The organism is Paenibacillus mendelii (assembly GCF_024498075.1).
Lineage (GTDB): Bacteria > Bacillota > Bacilli > Paenibacillales > Paenibacillaceae > Paenibacillus_Z > Paenibacillus_Z mendelii.
This window is the reverse complement of record NZ_JANHOF010000004.1, coordinates 222928-244459: the sequence shown is the minus strand read 5'-3', so window position 1 is coordinate 244459 and position 21532 is coordinate 222928. Positions and strand designations below refer to the sequence as shown.

At 50.7% G+C, this 21532-nt stretch carries 18 protein-coding genes and 1 riboswitch; of the genes, 13 read left to right on the top strand and 5 right to left on the bottom strand.

The genetic code is table 11. The features are described 5' to 3' along the window. Positions 1-567 carry an NUDIX domain-containing protein gene (locus tag NNL21_RS15395; RefSeq protein WP_204818158.1) on the top strand — a complete coding sequence of 189 codons (567 nt, stop codon included), beginning with the start codon at positions 1-3 and terminating at the stop codon, positions 565-567. A gap of 145 nt (positions 568-712) precedes the next feature. Here NNL21_RS15395 and NNL21_RS15390 read toward each other — a convergent pair whose 3' ends face one another. Next, entirely contained in the window at positions 713-2140 is a 1428-nt protein-coding gene (locus tag NNL21_RS15390; RefSeq protein WP_204818157.1) for an NAD(P)/FAD-dependent oxidoreductase, read from the bottom strand. Positions 2141-2240: 100 nt separating this feature from the next. After that, positions 2241-2340: riboswitch (purine riboswitch) on the bottom strand. Between the two features lie 382 nt (positions 2341-2722). Here NNL21_RS15390 and NNL21_RS15385 point away from each other — a divergent pair. The 9 genes from NNL21_RS15385 (at position 2723) to NNL21_RS15345 (ending at position 13382) form a co-directional block, all read left to right on the top strand. Continuing rightward, entirely contained in the window at positions 2723-3238 is a 516-nt protein-coding gene (locus tag NNL21_RS15385; RefSeq protein ID WP_204818156.1) for a hypothetical protein, read from the top strand. Positions 3239-3432: 194 nt separating this feature from the next. Next, complete coding sequence (locus NNL21_RS15380) at positions 3433-5691, top strand: AraC family transcriptional regulator (protein WP_256555267.1); 2259 nt, start codon at positions 3433-3435, stop codon at positions 5689-5691. 201 nt (positions 5692-5892) lie between these two features. Further along, entirely contained in the window at positions 5893-6816 is a 924-nt protein-coding gene (locus NNL21_RS15375; RefSeq protein WP_204818523.1) for an ABC transporter permease, read from the top strand. Positions 6817-6828: 12 nt separating this feature from the next. Further along, positions 6829-7728 (top strand): carbohydrate ABC transporter permease, encoded by a 900-nt coding sequence (locus NNL21_RS15370; RefSeq protein ID WP_204818155.1) that lies wholly within the window; start codon positions 6829-6831, stop codon positions 7726-7728. 122 nt (positions 7729-7850) lie between these two features. Next, entirely contained in the window at positions 7851-9563 is a 1713-nt protein-coding gene (locus NNL21_RS15365) for an ABC transporter substrate-binding protein (RefSeq protein WP_204818154.1), read from the top strand. A 38-nt stretch (positions 9564-9601) separates the two neighbouring features. After that, positions 9602-10846, top strand: a complete 1245-nt coding sequence (locus NNL21_RS15360) for an alpha-L-fucosidase (protein ID WP_204818522.1) — start codon at positions 9602-9604, stop codon at positions 10844-10846. A 296-nt stretch (positions 10847-11142) separates the two neighbouring features. Further along, entirely contained in the window at positions 11143-11649 is a 507-nt protein-coding gene (locus NNL21_RS15355) for a metallophosphoesterase family protein (protein WP_204818153.1), read from the top strand. A gap of 15 nt (positions 11650-11664) precedes the next feature. Next, positions 11665-13065, top strand: a complete 1401-nt coding sequence (locus tag NNL21_RS15350) for an aldehyde dehydrogenase (RefSeq protein ID WP_204818152.1) — start codon at positions 11665-11667, stop codon at positions 13063-13065. Between the two features lie 47 nt (positions 13066-13112). Beyond that, complete coding sequence (locus tag NNL21_RS15345) at positions 13113-13382, top strand: hypothetical protein (protein WP_204818151.1); 270 nt, start codon at positions 13113-13115, stop codon at positions 13380-13382. Positions 13383-13507: 125 nt separating this feature from the next. Here NNL21_RS15345 and NNL21_RS15340 read toward each other — a convergent pair whose 3' ends face one another. Further along, positions 13508-14122: a biotin transporter BioY gene (locus tag NNL21_RS15340; RefSeq protein ID WP_204818150.1), complete on the bottom strand. Its 615-nt coding sequence runs from the start codon at positions 14120-14122 to the stop codon at positions 13508-13510. Between the two features lie 96 nt (positions 14123-14218). Here NNL21_RS15340 and NNL21_RS15335 point away from each other — a divergent pair, with 96 nt between their 5' ends. Together NNL21_RS15335 and NNL21_RS15330 are read left to right on the top strand one after the other, a co-directional pair. After that, positions 14219-15061 (top strand): energy-coupling factor ABC transporter ATP-binding protein, encoded by an 843-nt coding sequence (locus NNL21_RS15335; protein WP_204818149.1) that lies wholly within the window; start codon positions 14219-14221, stop codon positions 15059-15061. Further along, the gene (locus tag NNL21_RS15330; protein WP_204818148.1) at positions 15058-16746 is read left to right on the top strand and encodes an ATP-binding cassette domain-containing protein; all 1689 of its coding nucleotides are present in this window, start codon (positions 15058-15060) and stop codon (positions 16744-16746) included. The genes NNL21_RS15335 and NNL21_RS15330 overlap by 4 nt, the downstream gene beginning before the upstream one ends. A gap of 37 nt (positions 16747-16783) precedes the next feature. Here NNL21_RS15330 and NNL21_RS15325 read toward each other — a convergent pair whose 3' ends face one another. After that, positions 16784-17698: an AraC family transcriptional regulator gene (locus tag NNL21_RS15325; protein WP_204818147.1), complete on the bottom strand. Its 915-nt coding sequence runs from the start codon at positions 17696-17698 to the stop codon at positions 16784-16786. Positions 17699-17865: 167 nt separating this feature from the next. Here NNL21_RS15325 and NNL21_RS15320 point away from each other — a divergent pair, with 167 nt between their 5' ends. Further along, on the top strand, positions 17866-19617 hold the full coding sequence (locus tag NNL21_RS15320) for a glycoside hydrolase family 35 protein (RefSeq protein WP_204818146.1): 1752 nt from the start codon (positions 17866-17868) through the stop codon (positions 19615-19617). 55 nt (positions 19618-19672) lie between these two features. Here the strand turns inward: NNL21_RS15320 and NNL21_RS15315 are convergent, their stop codons facing one another. Continuing rightward, positions 19673-20497, bottom strand: a complete 825-nt coding sequence (locus NNL21_RS15315) for an ABC transporter permease subunit (RefSeq protein WP_204818145.1) — start codon at positions 20495-20497, stop codon at positions 19673-19675. A 1-nt stretch (position 20498) separates the two neighbouring features. After that, positions 20499-21407 carry an ABC transporter ATP-binding protein gene (locus tag NNL21_RS15310; RefSeq protein ID WP_204818144.1) on the bottom strand — a complete coding sequence of 303 codons (909 nt, stop codon included), beginning with the start codon at positions 21405-21407 and terminating at the stop codon, positions 20499-20501. Positions 21408-21532 lie beyond the last annotated feature (125 nt).

Here is a 21532-nt window from a genome sequence, read left to right as displayed (position 1 = left end):
ATGGACGTTAAATTTTGTATGACTTGCGGTTCGCCGCTTGTACTGCGTGATGTTGACGGTACGATGAGAATGGCTTGCTCCGATCTTGAATGTAAGTTTGTTCACTGGGGCAATTACAGCATCGGAGTCGGTGCGTTGGTTGTGAAGGACGAGAAGGTTCTGCTTGTCCGCCGGGCGCAGGAGCCCGGGAGAGGCTACTGGACCAACCCAGGCGGGTATGTGGAGCAAACAGAGTTAATCCATGAGACCATACGCCGGGAGGTTATGGAGGAGGCCGGGATTGATGCTGTCGTAACGACAGTCGTTGCTTTTCGCGATCAACCCCGGATGATTCATAATGTCTATATTGCCTTTGCCATGGATTATGTAGGCGGAGAGCCGGTTCCAGATGGCATTGAAGTAGATGCAGCCGGATTCTATAGCCTTGAAGAGATGGCATCCATGAACGTCGCCGGGTTTACCAAATGGTTGGTCCATATTGCGCTGCAGCGCAAATCGGATGGACTTACGTTCGATGATAATCCAATTGTTCCGCTTGATGGATACGGCTTGTTCCGAGCCGAATAATGATTCTTACAGCATGATAGCGCAGTTCAGCAGCATGCAGCGGTCACAAACGAGCGTAAATAACCAACATTGAACGAGCTGTCTATACAGCGAGAAAAGCCGCCTAGCTGCGGCTTTTCTTGTTGTAGTAATGAACGCGATTAGGCTATCGATTCATCATACTGCGGGCAATCCATATTCCCGCAGCGCCCGCTTGTGCCAAGCCCCTTGTAATACCGGCGCCATCGCCCCCGCAATACAAACCGCGAATCTCGGTCTCAAGCGATGGGGACAGCTTCGGCCTTGCAGAATAGAACTTAGCCTCAACGCCATAGAACAGTGTATGCTCGGAAGCTATGCCAGGCGTCACCTTCTCCAGTGCCTCGACCATCTCAACCAGGCTTCTCATCGTATTGTAGGGCAGCACGAGACCGAGGTCTCCGGCTACGGCTTCTTTGAGCGTCGGCTCCAGGAAGCCTTCCTGTATGCGGCTTACCGTAGAACGGCGGCCGCGTAAGATATCCCCGTATTTCTGCACGATAATGCCTCCACTCGACAGATCGTTAGCTCTCTGACATATTTCTCGGGCATATTCGTTCGGTTTGTCGAAGGGTTCCGTAAATTTATGCGATACGAGCAGGGCGAAATTCGTGTTGGACGAGCCGAGCGCCGGATCCTTATAGGAGTGGCCGTTGGCTGCCATAACGCCGCTATGATTCTCAACCACGACATGGCCGGAGGGATTACTGCAGAATGTACGGACCCGCGTTCCGACAGACGTATTGTAGATGAATTTCCCCTCGTAGAGATGCTCGTTAATTTCACGCATGACGACATCGGACGTTTCAACGCGAACGCCCACGTCCACTTGGTTGTTGTACATCTTCAATCGGCGTTTCTTCAGGATATCCGTAAGCCAGGACGACCCGTCCCGACCTGGCGCAATCATCACCGATTCGGCTTCGAGCAGACTGCCGTTCTTCAATAGGATCCCTGTTATTCGGTGTCCGCCATCCTCTTTGACCGTGGAGATATCTTCGACCTCGGTTTTGAACGCCATTTCAACTCGCGGCTTTAAATACTCATAGATAGACTGCAAGATTTCAAGATTCTGTTCCGTACCCAGATGGCGCACCTGCGCGCGAAGGAGCTTCAAGCCTGCAGCATACCCTCGCTGCTCAATGCTGCGAATCGTCTCGGTTGTCGGATCCGTGATCGCAGTCGTGGCACCATGCTGTAAATTAAGTTCATCGACATATTGAATCAATTCGAGCACTTTCGAGGGCGCCAAATAGTCAGTCAGCCATCCGCCAAATTCAGTCGTAATATTAAATTTTCCGTCGCTGTAAGCACCCGCGCCTCCGAAGCCTGCTGTAATGGAGCAGGCAGGCAAGCAGCCTGCGTAATCCTTCCTTCCCCCTGGCGGAGGACAGAGCTTGATCTTCTCTTCCAGGATCGGACAGCTTCTCCGGTAGATGTCATGTCCCTTATCCACGAGCAGCACTTTCCAGTGCGGTGCCTTGAGTGTTAATTCATAACAAGCGAATATGCCGGCCGGACCGGCTCCTACCACAATGACATCGTATTTGCTCATCGTACTTGTCGTTCCTCCTCGATGGATATCGTTTCGTTGTCGCACCTGCCCCGCAACAGTAAACGCCGAATCGAAAAAATTCCCGGCAGTCAAATGGGTATGCGAAAGGCAACCCATTCGTAGCCAGGAATTTAAGGTTCCCTGTAGAAACCCCCAAACCTTATCTTTGAGGATATACGAACAGACATATCGTGTCAGTGCAATGAAATCGTAACGCACAAAAGCGAATGTGTCAACGGGTGTTTGTCTTATCATTCGCCTTTAATCCTCTATCATCCTAGTAAATGGATCAAATAAACTAGTTTAATGTCGTAAAGGCGAACGATGTATTTTATAGAGTTAGCAATTTGTGGAACATAGCAGGAGTCTAGTAACAGGAGCGTTGATTAGCGGATGCTGCTGAAAGCATTTCTTTAATATTTGTAACCTTTTTGAAACAAATTGGGCTCGAGCATCGTTTATAGTTATAGCAGGGTAAGAAATGACTGGATTACCGTTTCATATCGCTCTGGGAAGTATAAGGAATGAATAACAGGCATCACAGAATGAACATCGGATGGATGACTAAAGGAGAGGTTCAATATGAAAAAAGCTAGTTTAAGTGTCGGTGTTGTAGGATTATGTTTGTTATTCTTTATTGCAACCGCATATGCAGTCGGTAATGACGGATACGAACCGGTCGTGAAGACAGCCGATACCAAGACCGCTTATATCCATCATATTGATCATAAGAACGGTAAGGTCATGTTTAGTGTCGATGATATTGAATGGTATGAAGGCGCAGAAGCCGACAAAGTATTTCTCGAGCGCGAGCCGGATTCCGGTGAAGAGGGTACGCCGGACGGTTACTATATTGTGAATGATTCGGAAGAGCTTCACGCACTCGAAGTTGCTCCCAATGCTCAGGTCGTCATGCAGATCTTCGATAAGAACGGCAACATCGAAGATGTGAACACGGAGTGGAACCAGGCTGTAACCCTCACGGAGTTTCTACAGATCTTTAACAATAACGAAATTGTCGACGTAAGCCAATATCCATTTCATCTGACGATTCATAACGGCAAAGTCGTGAAGATCATCCAGCAATACCTTCCATAAGTGAGCTATTATAGAAAATCACCAGAATTTACAACCGAACTCGCATCCGCGAAGTTCGGTTTTTTGCATGTTGGGAGTAACAACCTTGATCGAAATAAAGGATTTTCCGTTTCATTCTACGAATAAGTAAAATAATCGTTTTTTTGCGGGACTCCATCATTTTTATTCTATATATATACAAAAGGAGGCAAAGGATGAAGGAGAAGGGACAAAAGATGGGTAAAACATGGTTTTACCGGCTGCTGCTTTCATACATTCCAATCTTTTTTATCGTGATTACCTTCATCTTTTTCATGTTTTTCCAAATGCTGAGCGAACAGAACCGCAAGGAAGCGCTAAATGCGAATAAAATGCTGTCACTGCAGGCGATGCGCCTCATCGATACGTCACTTAAGGCGATCGATAATATGGTAATGCTCGAAATTATAAACAATAAAGAGTTGAACCAGTTCTTCAACAGCCAAAAGGTTGATAACGCTTACGTCAATATTAGTGCCGTTAAGAAGATGAAAGACATGATCACATCCTATCCGCTGATCGATTCGATCTATTGGGTTCGCCATCAGGATCAGTTCGTCCTCAGCGATGCGACAAGCGAATACTTGAACACCTATATCGACAATGCGTTTATTCAACGCTACATGAATTCAACCTCGAAGAAATGGACGGACATGAGAAGCTTCCAGCAGTTTTCCGTCATAGACGGCAAGCAGGTGGTTAGTCTCGTACGCGGCGTCCCATTCATAACGAATGAGAAGGGTCTCATTGTCATTAATGTGTCTACAGAGTCTCTTCGTAAAATGATTGCGGATCTCTATGATCCCAAGGTGAGCTTCATCCGGGTTAAGGATGCTTCCGGCAACGCATTGTTCAAGGAAGCCGAATCTACCGAATCCGCGAAAGTGTATTCGCATTATGTGTCGAGCTATTCCGATTGGTCCTATGAGAGCGGACTTGTCAATGGCAGAGTCGTTCACTTGATCTCCTCGCTCAACACGGTTTGGCTCATTGTGGGATTCGGGATGATCGTCATCGGATTTCTGTGGATGATTATCGTCTCCAGACGCAATTACAAGCCGCTGGAGCAGATTGTAGGTCGACTGCGCGGTTACACGCTGCCGCTATCAGGGGGCCTGGTCAAGGAAGGCCGGATCGATGAATTCCGATTCATTGAGACCGCGCTTGAGAATATTATGGAGCAAGCCAATCAATATGAGCAGAAGCATAAGGAAGATCTCCACCTGCGCACTCGTTATCTGTTCCATAAGCTCATCGAAGACCGGCCGGCGCTAACGCTCGACGACTGGAAGGAGGAGGCGTCTAAGCTGCGGCTTCCTCACCCGTCTAGAAGACAGGTGATGGCCATCATCGAGATCGATAAGTATGGCGAATTCTGCAATCAATATTCGAGCCAGGATCAGATTCTATTGAAATTCGCGCTGCGCAGCACCGTTCAAGAGATGGCCGCGCAGCATGATTGCTTGCTGTGGACCGAATGGACATCGGCGTCCCAGTTGTGTGCGATGGTATTTGAGCAGAATGAGGATGAAGAAGAGGAAGAGCGGCGAACGCTCGACTTGTTTCTTGACGTCCGCAGCTGGATCCAGCAGAACATGAAGTTTACGATTACAATCGGTATCGGCCGGCCGGCCAAGCAGCTCGGCGATATTTCGAATGGCTTCAAAGATGCGGTCGAGTCGTTGAAATATAAAATTATGCTGGGTGACAACAGCGTTATTACCTATAAACAAATTTTGAGTACGGGGCAGGCAGAGGTGTTCTCGCATCTGAGCGCAATCCGCTCGATCGTGCAATCATTTCGTCTGCTTGAAGAGGATTGGGTACAGAAGTATGACGATCTGTTCCAGCAGCTTAATCAAGGATTGCTGAACAAGGATGAGATCGTCAACCTGATGGATTATTTGATCTACGTGCTTGGCCGGGAAATGGCGGCGATCAGCAAGGACGCTCAGGAGCTCTGGGAACAGGAAGGCCAGAGGCAGCTCAGCAGATGCATTGATGACAGCCACTCCTTGGAGCAGATGAGGGAGGAGACGAAGCGCGTGTTGTCAGAGCTTGCCGCTGCACTGCAGGAAGCTCATCATCAACGGCAGCATACCTCTGTCATCCGGGATATGCGAAAGCTGATCGAGGAACAATTCGCGAATCCGAACATGTCGCTTGATTTTTTAAGCGAACAATTCGGCTTGAACGCCAAGTATGTCAGTAAGCTCTTTAAAGAAGAAACCGGTCAGAAGTTCGTTGATTTTCTGATCGATATCCGGATGCGGCAGGCACAGCTATTGCTTACAACAACGAATTGCTCCGTGCAGGAGGTGGCCGATCGCGTCGGATACACGAGCGCCATTTCATTCGGACGCGTATTCAAGAAGATTGCCGGGATTTCCCCTAGTGAGTATCGCGAAGATGCATCCAGAAGGCTGTCCGGTTGAATTTAGTTGGCATGGTGAAAATAGTTTAGTCCTGCGCGCAGCCCCGGAATCTACCGGGGCTGCGCCTTTTCATGGACATTTGCGAAAACAGTTTTGCCGCCGATTCTTGTTTATTGCCGTAATCGCTTTCACGGATCAGAATGGGTAACAGGCAGCGGAGAACCGCATCCTAAGGCGAAAGGAGATGAGCGCTTGTCTAGTATGCAAGCAGCACCAGGAGCATCTGGAGCATGGAGAAAGGTTAAACGTCATTGGCAGCTGTATCTGGTCATTCTATTACCGGTTGTGTACTTGATTGTCTTTAAGTACATTCCCATGGCAGGCATCGTCATCGCATTCAAGGATTACAACGTCATTAAAGGAATATGGGGAAGCCCGTGGGCGGGAACCCGGTATTTCAGCCAGTTCTTTGATTCCCCGAATTTCTGGCTGTATATGAAGAATACGCTGGGCATCAGCCTATACGGCTTGCTGATCGGCTTTCCGGCGCCTATCCTGCTTGCGCTGGCGTTGAATGAAATCCGTAACGGGCTGTTCAAGAAGAGCGTTCAGCTCGTGACATACGCCCCTTACTTCATTTCTACAGTTATTATGGTTTCCATTCTTATTGTCACGCTCTCGCCGAATGTAGGCATCATAAGTAAATTATTTGCTCTGCTCGGCGTAGAGAATACGAACTTCATGGGTATACCGAGCCTATTCAAATCAATCTATGTCTGGTCGGATGCGTGGCAGTTTACCGGGTATGGCGCGATCATCTATATTGCCGCACTAGCCGGGGTCAACCCTGAGCTGTACGAATCTGCAAGAGTGGACGGTGCATCCCGCTTTCAGAAAATCTTGAACATCGATATTCCAAGCCTTATACCGGTTTCTGTGATCCTGCTTATTCTCAACCTGGGCAATGTCATGAAGCTCGGCTTCGAGAAAATTTACTTGATGCAGAACCCGCTGAACCTTAGCACGTCTGAAGTTATTTCCACTTATGTGTATAAGGTCGGTCTGTTAGGGTCTAGCTTCAGCTTCTCGGCGGCGATCGGATTCTTCAACTCGGTCATTAATCTCATCTTGCTTGTTACCGTCAATTACATCGCCAAAAAGCTGTCCAGCACGAGCTTGTGGTAGAAAGGAGTTCACATGGCAAGTCAAACCGTCATTCGAGAATCGCATGGAGATCGCTTATTTCTATTTGGGATATATCTTTTCCTAACGGTCATTTTTCTCATTGTTCTTGTTCCGCTGCTGTATATTTTCAGTTCTTCATTCAGCTCGCCGCAAGCCGTCATATCGGGGAAAGTATGGCTGTTCCCGGTTGATTTTACACTAGAAGGGTATAAAGCCGTCTTTCGCAATCCACAGATCTTAACCGGTTATGCGAATTCGCTCTTCTATGCAATCGTCGGTACATTCGTTAATGTAGTCCTGACTGTTATGCTGGCTTATCCGCTCTCCAAAAAGACGTTCTACGGCCGTCAATTCGTTATGCTGCTGCTCGTCGTGACGATGCTGTTCGATGGAGGGCTGATCCCGTATTACTTGCTTGTCAAAGATCTGCACTTACTCGATACGCGCTGGGCGATGATTCTGCCAGGGGCAATCGCGGTATTCCAAGTGATCGTAGCCCGTACATTCTTTCAAACGACGATACCCGATGAGTTGTCCGAAGCGGCCGAGCTGGACGGATGCAGCGATATCCGGTTCATAACGAGCATTGTACTGCCGCTGTCGAAACCGATCATTGCCGTCATGACGCTTATGTACGCCGTAGGACATTGGAACGCCTATTTCGATGCGCTCATCTTTCTGCGGTCGGCGGAGCTGTTTCCGCTGCAAATCGTGCTGCGCAACATTCTCATTCTGAACACGATCGATCCGTCGATGGTATCGAATGTCGATCAAATGCTCGCGCAGCAGGGGCTCAAAGACCTGCTCAAATATTCGCTCATCGTTGTTGCCAGCGCGCCTGTATTAATGATTTATCCGTTTGTACAGAAGCATTTTGTCAAGGGCGTTATGATCGGATCGTTGAAAGGCTAAAATGTCATTCATTCTTGCGGGAGGTGATGCAGGAACAGTCGTAATACCGGTGCAATTCGCAAGTCAAGTTCGGAATCAGCTCTGGGAGACACACATAAAACTTATCATGGAGGAGTCATACGATGAAAAGATGGAGCAAAAGATGGACAGGCATGCTGGGTATCGTGCTAAGCTGTTCGCTGCTGATTAGTGCCTGCAGCTCGAATACGGAGAATGCTCCGGATAATGGAGGCCAAGCAGAGGGGAACTCGGCGACGGGGAATGGAGGGAATACGGAGCTGTTCTCGCCGGTAGGTGAATACCCGATTGTGACCAAGACGATGAAGCTGAAGATGTTCGCCCCCCAATTTGCCAGCATCGAGAACATGGATACAAATGCATTCACCACGTTCGTCGAGAAGAAAACGAATATCGATATTGAATTTGAGCTCGTTCCCGATAATGCTCTCAACGACCGCAAACAGCTTATGCTGGCCAGCGGCGATTATCCGGAAGTTATCCTGCACGGCAACCTGACAAAGGAAGAGCAGATGAAATACGGCAAGCAGGGCGTATTTATTCCGCTTAATGATCTCATCGACAAGTATGCGCCTAACTTCAAGAAGGCGATGGAAGACATTCCTTACTTGAAAAGCTCTATAACCGCGCCGGACGGCAACATCTATGCGCTGCCGCAGATCAATGAATGCTACCATTGCGATTATGCGATGAAGCTGTGGCTGAATAAGGCATGGCTGGATAAGCTGGGCCTCAAGATCCCGACTACAACAGAGGAATTCTACAATGTGCTTAAGGCTTTCAAGGAGAAGGATCCGAACGGCAACGGGAAACCGGATGAAATTCCGCTTACGGGTTCGGATGAAATGTGGGCAGGCAACATATCCGCTTTCTTAATGAACGCCTTCATCGTGGACGATTATACCGAGAAGAGCAATGGTACGTTCCTGTCCGTTAAAGACGGCAAAGTCGATATGGTGGCCAATAAAGAGGAATGGAAGCAAGGCTTGCTGTACTTGAACAAGCTGTACAAGGAAGGTCTGATCGACCCGGCGGCCTTCACACAAAATGCCGATGCCATTCAGCAGCTGGCTAACCGCGAGCCCGATAATATTATGGGCGGCCTGACCACGGCGCTGATCAGCTATGCGCACAGCCCGGATGACCAGCACCCGCGGCATAAGGAATATGTAACAGTACCGCCACTGAAAGGACCGGACGGTCTGCAGCAGACGATTTATTTTGCCGGTATCAGCAACTCGCAATTTGCCATTACGAACAAGGCAACGGAGGAGCAGCAAATTGCGGCCATTCGCTTTGCGGACTATCTGTATACAGAAGAAGCGATTGTTCTCCAGGAGCATGGTCCCGAAGATAAAGGCTGGCGCAAAGCGACAGACGGTGAATTGGACATGAACGGCAAGCAGGCGAAATACACGGCGATCCAGCCAACAGAGAAGAAGCCAACGCATAATGACGGCTGGGAGCAAATCGGTCCATCTCTGCGGACGTATGATTACCGTAATTCATGGATGACGCCGCAGGATCCGTTAGCACAAGATGGGTATGGTACGCGTCTGCAGAAGGAATCGGAGAAATACGAGCCGTTCAAGACGGATACCACTTACCCGAACGGCGTCTTTATCGCGCTGGAGGATGCGGAAATCGCCGCTCAGCTCCAAACGACGATCCGGGATTACATCAAATCCAACATGGCGCAATTCATCACAGGCTCCAAGAGCATCGAGAAAGAATGGGATTCTTATGTGAAGGGCTTTGATGGGCTGCAGATCGATAAATATATGGAAATCTACCAAAATGCGCTTGCAGTAAAGTAAGTGATCAAAGCTTCCTTGAAAGAGAGTGAACCTTGACTATGAATGAAATCGGATTGGCTATACCATCTAAACAGCAGCTGGCTTGGCAGGATATGGAGTTCGGTATGTTCATCCACTTCGGCATCAACACCTTCTGCGACCAGGAGTGGGGGGAAGGGACCGATTCACCTGATCGGTTCAATCCGACCCTTCTGGATGCCCGCCAATGGGCAAGAACGGCTAAGCAGGCGGGATGCAAATATGTCATCTTCACAGCCAAGCATCATGACGGTTTCTGCCTGTGGTCGACGAAGACGACGGATTATTCGGTGAAGTCGAGCCCGTGGAAGAACGGCCAAGGCGATGTTGTGCGCGAGGTGTCGGACGCTTGCCGTGAAGAGGGCCTGAAGCTGGGCTTGTACTTGTCGCCATGGGATCGGCATGAGCCTTGTTATGCCGACAAGGCCGCCTACGACGACTTCTATGCCCAGCAGTTGACTGAATTGCTGACGCAATACGGCTCCTTGGTCGAGGTATGGTTCGATGGAGCCGGCTCGCAAGGACGAGAGTATGACTGGCCGCGTATTATCGGGCTAGTGAAGGAGCATCAACCCGATGCGATGATCTTCAACATGGGTTCTCCAACCATTCGTTGGGTCGGCAATGAAGACGGGGTTGCGCCGTATCCTTGCTGGAATACGGCGGAGACGGCCAGAGAAAGCATGTTTACGAGCGATATGCTGACATGGATGGAAGGGACGCCAGCCTGGGTACCGGCAGAATGCGATGTGCCGATTCGCAGCAAGCACTGGTTCTGGCATCCCAATGACGAGAGCAGCCTTCACAGCCTGGCGCATCTGACGGACTTGTATTACCGGTCAGTCGGCCATGGCGCGACACTGCTGCTTAATGTAGCGCCGGATGATCGGGGCCTGCTGCCAGACGCTGACGCACAGCGGATCATCGAGCTGGGCGATGAAATCTCCCGCCGGTTCGGTACACCGATTGCCTCGACGACGGGAGAAGGATCAGATGTGATTCTGAAGCTGGACCGCGTACAGCCTGTCGACCATGCCATCCTTATGGAGGACATCGCACATGGCGAACGTATTCGGGAGTATGTACTAGAAGCGAAGTGCGGGAATGAGTGGGTTGAGCTTGTGAAGGGAAGCGCCATCGGTCATAAGAAAATCGACCGGTTTGAACAAGTGGATACGGACGAAATACGCTTGCAGGTTACCAGCCATGCGGCGAAGCCGATTATCCGTAGCTTCGAGGCTTTTCTCGTAGGCAAGGAGCAGTAAGAGCGGAACTTAGGAAGAGGGCGGGTTTCCCTGAAAGCGGGGGATTCCCGCCTTTTTGCTATAGCCCGGCATGTAATCGGAGAAAGCTTGGTTTGAAGCATTGCTTGTCGAGGTTATAGGAATCGGACAGTGTATTTTTAACGAAGATGGATAACGAATCGGTTGTTACCGTATATTTTAAAGATAGAATATGAACGTAAGAAGGGCAATGGGCAGCGCAGAACGAATGATTCTGGATAAGCGATTAGACGCATACAAGCATACACGCACTTTGGAGATAATGGAGGTCGTGAGGGATGAAAATCATCGTCGTAGCCGATACGCATATGCCGCGAATGGCGAAGAAGCTGCCCGATCGGTTATTATGGGAATTGAGAGATGCGGATACGGTCATACACGCAGGTGATTGGACGCAGCTATCCATCTACGAAGAGCTGGCAGCCCATGCTCCGACTGTCGGGGTAGCAGGAAACAACGATGGCCCCGGCATCATCAAGCTGTTTGGCTATCGGAAGCAGCTCGAATTCGAAGGGCATCAGATCGGCATCGTGCACGGCCATGGGACTGGCAAACGGATCAATACCGAGCAGAGAGCGCTCGATTCGTTCAAAGGGACAAGCGTAGATGTCATCCTCTTCGGACATTCGCACATCCCGCTGCAGAAACGGGTAGGAAGCGTGCTCCTGTTCAATCCCGGCTCGCCGACAGATAAGCGGAGACAGCCGCGCTATTCGTTCGGAGTCCTACAGCTCAATCCAGGTGCAATAAAGGCCGAACATATTTTCTACGATGATAAATCTTAGCTAAGGGGTGTGTTCATGAGTCTGCCGCTGGTCCGTGAATGGACAGAGCCTGAAATAGAAGAGATTGTCAAGATGCAGAAGCAGTATTACACCAGTATGGAGACGAGGTCCGTTTCCTTCCGCCGCGCGCAGCTGCAGCGGCTTAAGGAGGCTGTTAAGCGCAGCGAGGAAGAAATATTAGCCGCCTTGTACAAGGATTTGAACAAATCTGACGTAGAAGCCTTTACGAGTGAAGTCGGTCTCGTCTATCAAGAGATTAATTTAACCCTGAAGCGGCTGAAGAAATGGACAAAGCCCAAGCGGGTGAAAACCGCGCTTACCCATATCGGATCCAAAGGCTGGCTGCAGCCCGAGCCTTATGGGACCGTGTTAATTATTGCTCCTTGGAACTATCCGTTTCAGCTCGTAATGGCTCCCCTGATCGGCGCGATAGCCGCTGGAAACACGGCCGTTATTAAACCATCGGAGCTGACGCCCCATGTTTCGAAGATAATTGCCAAATTAATCGGCGACTTTTTTGCACCGTCCTATCTAGCCGTTATCGAAGGCGGTCTGGAAGTCAGCCAATCGCTCTTGAAGCAGCCGGTCGATTATATCTTTTTTACCGGGAGTACGGGTGTAGGGAAAGTTGTGATGGAAGCCGCTGCCAAGCAGCTTATTCCGGTGACGCTTGAACTGGGAGGGAAAAGCCCTTGTATCGTCCATAAGGATGCGAATGTGAAGCTGGCTGCCAAACGGATCGTGTTCGGCAAATTTATGAATGTCGGGCAGACGTGCATTGCGCCGGATTACTTATATGTGCATCGATCGGTGAAACCGGAGCTCGTGCAAGCGATCCGGGAAGCCGTCGAGTTATTCTATGGAACGGATCCGGTTCAACTGGACCGCTATGGGAAAATCGTAAACGGGAAGCATTTTAACCGGCTGCTCGCCTATCTGAAGGACGGATCGATTCTCTATGGCGGAACCTATAATGAATCCCTCCATAAAATAGCCCCTACCTTGCTGGATAAGGTGAGCTGGGCGGATTCTGTCATGCAGGATGAGATATTCGGGCCTATACTGCCTATATTGGAGTATGAAGATTTGCAGGAAGTCATTCATACGATCAACAGCCATCCGAAACCGTTAGCCCTCTATGCGTTCACGGACAGCCCGGAGATACAGGAGCGCATTACATCAAGTATTTCCTTCGGCGGGGGCTGCATTAACGATACGCTCATGCACATTGCGACACCGCATCTTCCTTTCGGCGGAGTGGGCGGGAGCGGGATGGGCAGCTACCATGGGGAATACAGCTTTCAAACGTTCTCCCATTATAAGAGTATCTTGAAACAAACCAATTTGTTCGACTTAAGCTTCCGATACCCGTCGTCTAAGAATAAGCTGGGGCTCATAAAGCGAATTATGAAGTAAGGCAGCTGATTGGAGCAGCACGATATCGTAAACGAGGAGGAAGAAGAATGGACAATGCGGAGAACGATGCGAAAAAAAGATTAGAGGAGATGGAACGGGAGCTTGTCGAACGTTTGACATCCGACGAGCTGGACGTCGTTGAGCGGAAGCGTAAGGTAAAGGCGAAGCTTTCGCCCAAATATGAAATCCGCATTCAAACGAAGCATGATCCGATTGTCGAGGAAACGAAGCTGTACCGGGAAATGGCCGAGGAGGTTGACAACCGGTATGAGCGGTATATAAACCGGACCGAATCTGAACGTGATAAGAGCGAGTAGATGTTAAGTCGCTGCAAAGCTAACAAGCAAGAAGGACACGTGCAGTAACAGCACGTGTCCTTCTGTATGGGTACAGCTCGAATATGGAGGGTTTCCATCGTTGCTATTATGCGGAATTGTGCGTTCTAGCGGAGCTTCGGTAGAAACGGACGCAGGGTCCGAATGAGAAGCGCGGAGACGACTGCCTTAATCGCATCTCCTGGCAAGAAAGGATAAGAAGCTGCGGCAAGCGCGTCCGCGAAGCTCAATTCCGGCTTCCGGGCCATCCATGCAACGCCGCTAATATGTACCGCTATTACCCCAAAAACGATAATACTTATCAGAAGAATCATAACTTGCTTGCCGTTCAGCTGCTTCTTATCGCGGAACAGACGATCGCTCACCCACCCGATCAGCAGGGCGGCAAAGGGGAACATCCAGATGAAGCCCGCAGTAGGACCGAGCAGGAGCGATAATCCGCCATTGCCGTGTATGAGCGGCAGGCCAGTCGCCGTTAAGAGAACAACCAGTGCGATGCTCCAGAATCCATATCTCGCGCCTAGCAGGCCGCCGGCGAGCATGACGGCTAGAGTCTGAAGCGTGAAGGGAATCGGTGTGAACCATAGCGGAATTATGATGGAGCTGAAGGCAATGAATAAGGCGGCGAATAAAGCGGTGAAGACCATTCCCCGTATCCAATGAACAGGCTGGGCTTGCGAATTAACTGCCTTGCGTGATGGTTCAGTTGTTGAAGTGGTCATTGTCAAATCTCTCCTCGAATGTTAACCTATATTTACGGAGGTGGTTAACAATTAGTATTTTATCATGGGATTATCAGGTTGGGAAGAGGGAAATTCGTGAGAAAACCGATTTTATCAGAACCTCTAGAGTTGTCGGACTTATCCATATATGGATCTTCTGAAGATTCCAAGCGGATCATCGGACCTATTAGCTTGACTGTCGCCCAAGGAGAGTGGTTGAACCTGGTGGGGGTTAACGGCAGCGGCAAAACGACGCTAGCCCGGCTGCTGGCGGGGTTAACCATGGAGGGGGCTGCCGGGGAGTGGAGTCGAGGCTTTGCCGGAGATATGCCTTCTCCCTATGTCATGCAGCAGCCAGAAGCCCAGCTGTTCGGAGAAACGCCTCGCGAAGAGGTTCACTTTGCCCTGGAATGGCTTGGAGTCTCGGCGCAGGAAATTGCTCCGCGGGCAGATCGGATCCTGCAAGAAACGGGCTTGCTTTCATTAACGGATTGCACATGGGATCAGCTGTCCGGCGGGCAGCGGCAGCTTGCGGCCGTGGCTGCCGCGGCTGCTGGCGAAGCGCCTTTGATCGTCTTTGATGAAGCGACCTCGATGCTGGATGATCGGTCGAGCCGCAGGGTTCAGCAGTTGGCCCGATCCTTGCACGGGAAGGGGACGGCTGTTGTCTGGGTAACGCAGCGGCTGCATGAGCTTGAGCCATCCGCTCGTGTCATAGCCATGTTAGGTGGAGGAATCCAGTATGACGGCAGGGTTCGTGAATTTCTATATGGGGACGAGTCCCGCGATCCTGCGGCAGGAACAGCTCCATGCGAACGCTGCGGTCTTCGGCTGCCCTATTTGGCCGCGCTTGGCGTGGAGTTGAAGCGGCTGGATCGAGATGAGTCTCCCAGTCCGGTAACCGTCGATGAATGGCGGAGGGTGCTGAATTTACTATGAGTGAACAGAGAATGCCCTTAACGATCCAGGGGCTGAAGGGATTGGATGGCGGGCTGCAGCTGCAGCAGGGGGAAATAACCGTATTGATGGGCCCGAACGGTGCCGGCAAAACAAGATTCATGGAAATTGTAGCTGGTATGAGACCGGTAGAAGAATGGCAAATCACCTACGGCCAGGAGAAGCTATGGGTGCAAGCGAATGGGAATTCCCGTAAGAGAAGAAGAAATTCTGCCGCTTTGCTCGCTTACAGCTACGCCTGTCAAGCACCGGAAGAGCAGCTGTTCGCCCGATCCGTTGCAGCAGAGCTGGATTATGTTCTGCAAGCCTACGCGCTTCCTGAGGCGGCCAAGGAGCAGCGGATCGATGATGCGTTAAGGGCTGTCGGGTGGGATCGGTCCTGGCTGCAGCGTGATCCGTACCAAATGAGCGGCGGCGAACGAAGGCGCGCGGCACTTGCTTGCATGTTCGCGGTCCCAGCTTCTTGGCTGCTGCTGGATGAGCCGACAGCAGGATTGGATGCAGCGGGCCATGCTTTGCTGGCGGAGCAGTTGAACCAATGCAAGGCTGGCGGGCAAGGTGTGCTGCTTATTTCGCACGACAGCGATTGGGCCCTTGCTTTAGCCGACTCCATTCTGCTTATGCGATCTGACGGCAGAATGCTTCCATGCAATCGGGATGAGATTCTTGCGAATCCAGGACTGCTTGAGCAGTCTGGCATGACGATCCCCGATTGGCTAATAATCGTGCATGAGATGTGGAAGCGGGGAGTACCATCGGATGAGGTATGGGACCCTGCCAAGCTGGCAGCGGCAATGAGAAGGCTCGGAATTCCTATGACCAAACCAAAGGCCTTTGAAGTGGTTGAATACCAATCCCGTTCCATATCTGAGTCAGAAGGAACGCAGGCGCCGGATCGCCTGCATTCGGCTTCGCAGAAGCGACGATCCCCATTAACCGCTTTCGACCCGCGGTCCGTATGGCTAGCCTATATATTGCTCACGACAGGCATGTTCATGCAGAGAACCTGGTCCGGTGTCGCATGGAGCGCTCTTCTGGCCGCACTGGCGGTCGCGGCAGCCCGAATTCCGCTTCGTCGTTGGCGCGGCCCGATACTTGCACTCGGTATGTTCGCCATTATTCTTTCATTCATGGCTGGTTTGGTTGAGAAACAGACGGGCGGATCGTTCTGGAGCTGGGCGTCGTTTCTGGACTCGCTCCTAACCTTATCGCGTCCGTGGCTTGCGATGTTGATCGGGCTCGGTTTACCCTTGGTCATTACACCGCTGCGGCTGCGGCGATCCCTGGAGCAGTTGTTCTCCTATCGAGGGCGGGTCCCGTTATGGGGACAGAAGATTATACTGACCATTACGCTGCTGCTGCGGTTCATCCCTGTACTTCTCTCCGAGTGGGAGCGTTTCTCCCGTATCTCCATTGCCCGCGGGAAAGTGACCCGCCGGTCATGGCGGGGGGCGGCTGGCCGGCTGCGCGATACTTCGATTCCATTTATGCTGGCGCTATTCCGTCTAGGCGAACATGTTGCCAATGCCTTGGAAAGCCGGGGTGTAGGAAAGCGCGGTTACCCGGAGACTCGGATCACCGAGCTGTGGCAGCGGCGTGACAGTATTCTGATCGCCAGCTGTCTGGTTCTATCGGCTTTCTTATGGTGGTGGTCCATTATATCGTAATGATCTGGAGGGCCCGTTTCTATAGGTCCTCCAATTGTTATTCCATCTGTTGTGGATCCACCCCTCGGAACTGATTGGGCGACTGTTGGGTCCAGCGGCGAAATTGTCTGGAGAAATGGCTGATCGAGTGAAAACCGAGCTTGTCGGCAATATCGCCGACAGACATGTTCGTCGTGGACAGGAGCTCCTTCGCTTTGGCAAGCTTGACCCGGCTGACATATTGGCGTGGTGAAATCCCATAGACCTGTTGGAAGACCTTCGAGCACTGACTCAGACTGAGATTAAGGGATTGCGCGACATTCGCAATCGAAGCATCCGAGTATTGCTGCTTGTTCAGCTGCTCCTCGATCGTATGTGCCAGATCCAATGTGAAGGCAGATACGCGGCTGGCCGGGAAAGCCGGCTTCGTATCCTGCTCTTTCTTCCGATTCCGCAGAATGGTCAGAACTTCATGAATAATGAGCAGGATGTTTGCTTGAATAAATAACTTATCTTCGAAGGAGATTTCGATATATTGCTCTTCCGAAGCTGCAGCTTGTTCAACCGCCGGCATGCCTTGTCCCATTAACTGCTCCAACTTCTTAACGCATATCATGAGGTTCTCGTGCTCGGCATCTGAACGGGCTATATAGTTGTAAGGCGAGCTCCCGAGACGCTTGCGGGTTTCTTGATCATCGATGTCGAAGTGGACATTGAAGAAGGCAAAGTCCTGCGAAGCGCTGTTATGCATGCCGTGCTTGACGCCCGATTTGATCAGCAGCCAATCCCCTTTATAGAGCGTAACCGTGGTTTGATTGACAGCTACATTGATTTCGCCCTCCATGCAGCACAGGAGCTCGAACAAGTGATGATGGTGCTTCGGATACTGCCAGGAAGGCGGCTTTATTCCGAAGTGACACCCTATGATATGAAGGGTGTTCGTTGTATTGGGGAATCTGAATAAAACATCCATCGCTCGCATTCCCTTCAGGTATTATTGAATAGCAGCAGACGCCTATCCTAATACTACAGTTTCGGCGAAAAAGGTCAAATATAAGGCGGGTTTGGTTATTGAGCTCCGGCGCATCCTTCATTACGATAAAAGTGTTAAAGATTTATTATAATGGACAGGGGTTGAAGATGTTGCGCGCATTCGATGTTGCCGGTAATACCTTCATGTTGAACGGTAGTCCGATTCGGTTAATTGCTGGAGCTATACATTATTTTCGTGTCATTCCTGAATATTGGAAGGATCGGCTGCTGAAATTAAAGGCAGGCGGGTTCAATACGGTCGAAACTTATGTGCCTTGGAATCTGCATGAACCCGAGGAAGGGCAGTTTAATTTCGAAGGGCTGGCGGATATTGTCCGGTTCATTGAAACTGCAGGTGAATTGGGACTGCATGTCATCGTTAGACCTAGTCCGTATATATGTGCAGAGTGGGAGTTCGGCGGCCTTCCAGGATGGCTGCTGGCGAATTCGGACATTCGGCTGCGCTGCATGGACCAAGCTTTCCTGGACAAAGTCGATGCCTATTACGATGTGCTGCTTCCCAAGCTGAAGCCGCTGCAATGTACGAATGGCGGACCGATTATTGCGATGCAAATCGAGAATGAATACGGCAGCTACGGGAATGACACAGACTATTTGACTTATTTGCAGAAGGGCATGGAAAGCAGAGGAATCGATGTCCTCCTGTTTACATCCGATGGTCCCGAAGATTCCATGCTGCAGGGCGGCACGGTACCCGGCGTGTTAGCTACCGTGAATTTCGGTTCACGAGCAGAGGAATCATTCGATAAATTACGCGAGTACCAACCGGACATGCCCCTCATGTGCATGGAATATTGGAATGGCTGGTTCGATCATTGGCGGGAGGAGCATCATGTTCGCGGTGCGCAGGATGTCTCGCAAGTGCTGCAGGATATGCTGGACCAGAACGCTTCCGTCAATTTCTACATGTTCCATGGGGGAACGAATTTCGGCTATTACAACGGTGCTAATCATTCCCATGAGTATGAACCGACAATCACGAGTTATGATTACGATTCACCTCTAAGCGAGGATGGAGAGCCGACGGAGAAATTTTACGCAATCCGTGATGTCATCCGTACGTTCACGGGCCAGGAACCCGCATGCGAACTCCCTGAACCGCTCCCGAAGCGGAGCTATGGCGAGGTTCGCTTGAGCGAGAAGGCAAGCCTGTTCGGTCATTTGGAGCAGCTGTCCGAGCCGGTGAAGCGGACTTGTCCAGATCCGATGGAGAAGTTGGGGCAGAGCTTAGGGTTTATTCTGTACACCACGCACGTATCCGGACCGCGTCCGGAGATGGAGCTGACGATTCAAGACGTGCATGATCGCGCACTTGTCTTCTTAGACGGTGCCTACATCGGGGTTGTGGAACGGTGGAATCCTAAATCGATACCGGTTCGTATCCCTGCTGGCGGAGCCAAGCTGGAGATCCTGGTAGAGAACATGGGCCGTGTTAATTACGGACCTTATCTGAAGGATTATAAAGGAATCACCGAGGGCGTACGTTTGAACAATCAGTTCCTGTTCGGCTGGACGGTCTATCCGCTGCCATTGTCCAAAGCAGATGCCCTGAACTATGAGCCGGTTACAGCCGAAAGCCAGAACGGTCCGACTTTCTACAGAGGTACGTTTGAAGCTCAAGAAACAGCGGATACGTTTATCCGTTTGGACGGCTGGGTTAAAGGAAATGTATACATCAACGGCTTCCATCTGGGACGATACTGGGAGGCCGGTCCCCAGAAGACGCTTTATATTCCAGGGCCGCTGCTTCGCCAAGGCGTGAACGAGATCGTCGTATTCGAGCTTCATCAGACAGCTGATCCGAAGGTATCGCTCGTCGATAAACCGGATTTAGGTTAAGAACAAGAAGAACCGCTGCGGAAGCATGCGGTTCTTCTTGTATTATTGTATATGACTAATGAATCTGCTTCTCGAATAACAGGCTGCGGCTGTTCATTCGGGCAATCTGCGGGAGAAGGGCGAAGCAGAGGAGGATCAGAACCCCGCCGATCCCGACAAGAATGAGCGGGCTTATAAGCATCAAGCCGGTCATTTGACTGATCACCAGCATGATGACAGGGAGGACGATCAAGCCGGACATTTGCTGTGCGGCCTGAAAGGTCTTAACCCGGGCTGAGATGATGGCATTCAGAAGAATGCTGACCAGCGTGAATGCAGGCACAAGCCAAACAATGGCGATGATCCAGTTCATGCTGGGGAAGAGAAGTCCCTCGAACATGGTGTACGTCATCGTATCCACGACAATGCCAAGCAGAATAAATCCGCCCAGTGTCACGGTATAGGAGGGAATGAACGAAGCCAGTATTTTTCCGAGAAACAGGTCCTTAATACGAATAGGGGCGAGCAGCAGACTCTCCAGTGTGCGCCGTTCCTTCTCTCCGACGAAGCTGTTGGCGGATATGACACTGGACGTAATAATGGGAAGCATCAGGAAGAGCGGCAGGAGCATATAATTGATCGCAAAATAAATGATTTGGGCGTTCACATCGGTCTGGGCGCTTAAATTCATCGAACCTGCAGGAAGCTTCTCGATAAGCTTACGGATCATATCCTCTGTTGATCCATTCATCCCTCCGTATTTGCTGGCGAGTATAATGGCTAGAGGCAGCACGATGCAGAATACGATCGGTATGATGACCATAGCCAGCCACACCTGCATGTTCGATGTGATTTGGCGGATATCCTTGATAGCAATAGCCTGGATGACTTGCCAGTTCATATTACGCATGCTCCTTTCGAACTTCGAAGTAGAGAGATTCCAAATCCCGGTTCACGATTTCTGCGGAGTGTACCCAGTTGTCTGCAAGAATCTGCCGGAGCAGGGCGGGTATGGCGTCTTTGCCGGGAAGCGAGAAGCGCAGCCGGTTCAAGCCTTCCTTGCGGACCGGATAGCCAGCGTATCGATCACCTGCCGGTAACATACCGGTTTCGACGACAAGCTCCACACTCTTCATATAGCGGTTCTCGATCATGGAACGCGTTCCGGTTACGATGGTGCGGCCCTTATCCATGAAAATATAGGTGCTGCAGACCGTTTCAATCTGGTGAAGCACATGGGAGCAAAGGAATATCGTCGTACCATCGCGTTCGTTCAGTTCCAGAAGGGATTTCATCACGAGACGGATCCCTTCGGGATCCAGACCATTCGTCGGTTCATCCAAGAACAACAGCTTGGGTTTATGAAGCAGCGCCTTGGCTAGCGCAAGCCGTTTCTTCATTCCGGTGCTGAACGTTCCTGCCGGCTTGTTGGCGTGCTCGGTCAGATCGAAGAGCTCCAGCAGCTCCCGGACCCGCGATTTGTCCTTGACTTGATACAGCTTGGAGAAAAACTTCAGATTGTCCACCGCACTCATATCATGGTAGAGTCCGGCGCCTTCCGTCACGATTCCGCTGATCCTTCGAATATCGTCGCCATCCGCTAGAGGATTCATGCCGGCGACGGACATGGAACCGCTATTTTGTTCGATAACCCCGTTCAACAAACGAATCATCGTCGTTTTTCCGCAGCCATTGGGTCCGAGCAAGCCTACGATGGCGCCTTCCTCGACCGTGAAAGACATCCCGTTCAATACGGGACGGCCGTCGAAGCTTTTATGAACATCATCAACTTGTATAAATGCCGCTGTCATGGTTACAATCACTCCTAATCCACTGTCGATCAGCAATATGACGCTTGAAGAGGCGGAATTGTTCAATTGGATTTTTTATTCTTTTAGTATGAGGCTGATAACCCGTTATTATGGCAAAATTATTT

Coding starts and splice junctions, on each gene's coding strand:
- NNL21_RS15325 (WP_204818147.1), bottom strand. CDS start 17,698: ATGGATGTTTTATTCAGATTCCCCAATACAACGAACACCCTTCATATC.
- NNL21_RS15375 (WP_204818523.1), top strand. CDS start 5,893: ATGCAAGCAGCACCAGGAGCATCTGGAGCATGGAGAAAGGTTAAACGT.
- NNL21_RS15355 (WP_204818153.1), top strand. CDS start 11,143: ATGAAAATCATCGTCGTAGCCGATACGCATATGCCGCGAATGGCGAAG.
- NNL21_RS15350 (WP_204818152.1), top strand. CDS start 11,665: ATGAGTCTGCCGCTGGTCCGTGAATGGACAGAGCCTGAAATAGAAGAG.
- NNL21_RS15345 (WP_204818151.1), top strand. CDS start 13,113: ATGGACAATGCGGAGAACGATGCGAAAAAAAGATTAGAGGAGATGGAA.
- NNL21_RS15370 (WP_204818155.1), top strand. CDS start 6,829: ATGGCAAGTCAAACCGTCATTCGAGAATCGCATGGAGATCGCTTATTT.
- NNL21_RS15310 (WP_204818144.1), bottom strand. CDS start 21,407: ATGACAGCGGCATTTATACAAGTTGATGATGTTCATAAAAGCTTCGAC.
- NNL21_RS15340 (WP_204818150.1), bottom strand. CDS start 14,122: ATGACCACTTCAACAACTGAACCATCACGCAAGGCAGTTAATTCGCAA.
- NNL21_RS15365 (WP_204818154.1), top strand. CDS start 7,851: ATGAAAAGATGGAGCAAAAGATGGACAGGCATGCTGGGTATCGTGCTA.
- NNL21_RS15360 (WP_204818522.1), top strand. CDS start 9,602: ATGAATGAAATCGGATTGGCTATACCATCTAAACAGCAGCTGGCTTGG.
- NNL21_RS15390 (WP_204818157.1), bottom strand. CDS start 2,140: ATGAGCAAATACGATGTCATTGTGGTAGGAGCCGGTCCGGCCGGCATA.
- NNL21_RS15380 (WP_256555267.1), top strand. CDS start 3,433: ATGAAGGAGAAGGGACAAAAGATGGGTAAAACATGGTTTTACCGGCTG.
- NNL21_RS15330 (WP_204818148.1), top strand. CDS start 15,058: ATGAGTGAACAGAGAATGCCCTTAACGATCCAGGGGCTGAAGGGATTG.
- NNL21_RS15320 (WP_204818146.1), top strand. CDS start 17,866: ATGTTGCGCGCATTCGATGTTGCCGGTAATACCTTCATGTTGAACGGT.
- NNL21_RS15385 (WP_204818156.1), top strand. CDS start 2,723: ATGAAAAAAGCTAGTTTAAGTGTCGGTGTTGTAGGATTATGTTTGTTA.
- NNL21_RS15395 (WP_204818158.1), top strand. CDS start 1: ATGGACGTTAAATTTTGTATGACTTGCGGTTCGCCGCTTGTACTGCGT.
- NNL21_RS15315 (WP_204818145.1), bottom strand. CDS start 20,497: ATGAACTGGCAAGTCATCCAGGCTATTGCTATCAAGGATATCCGCCAA.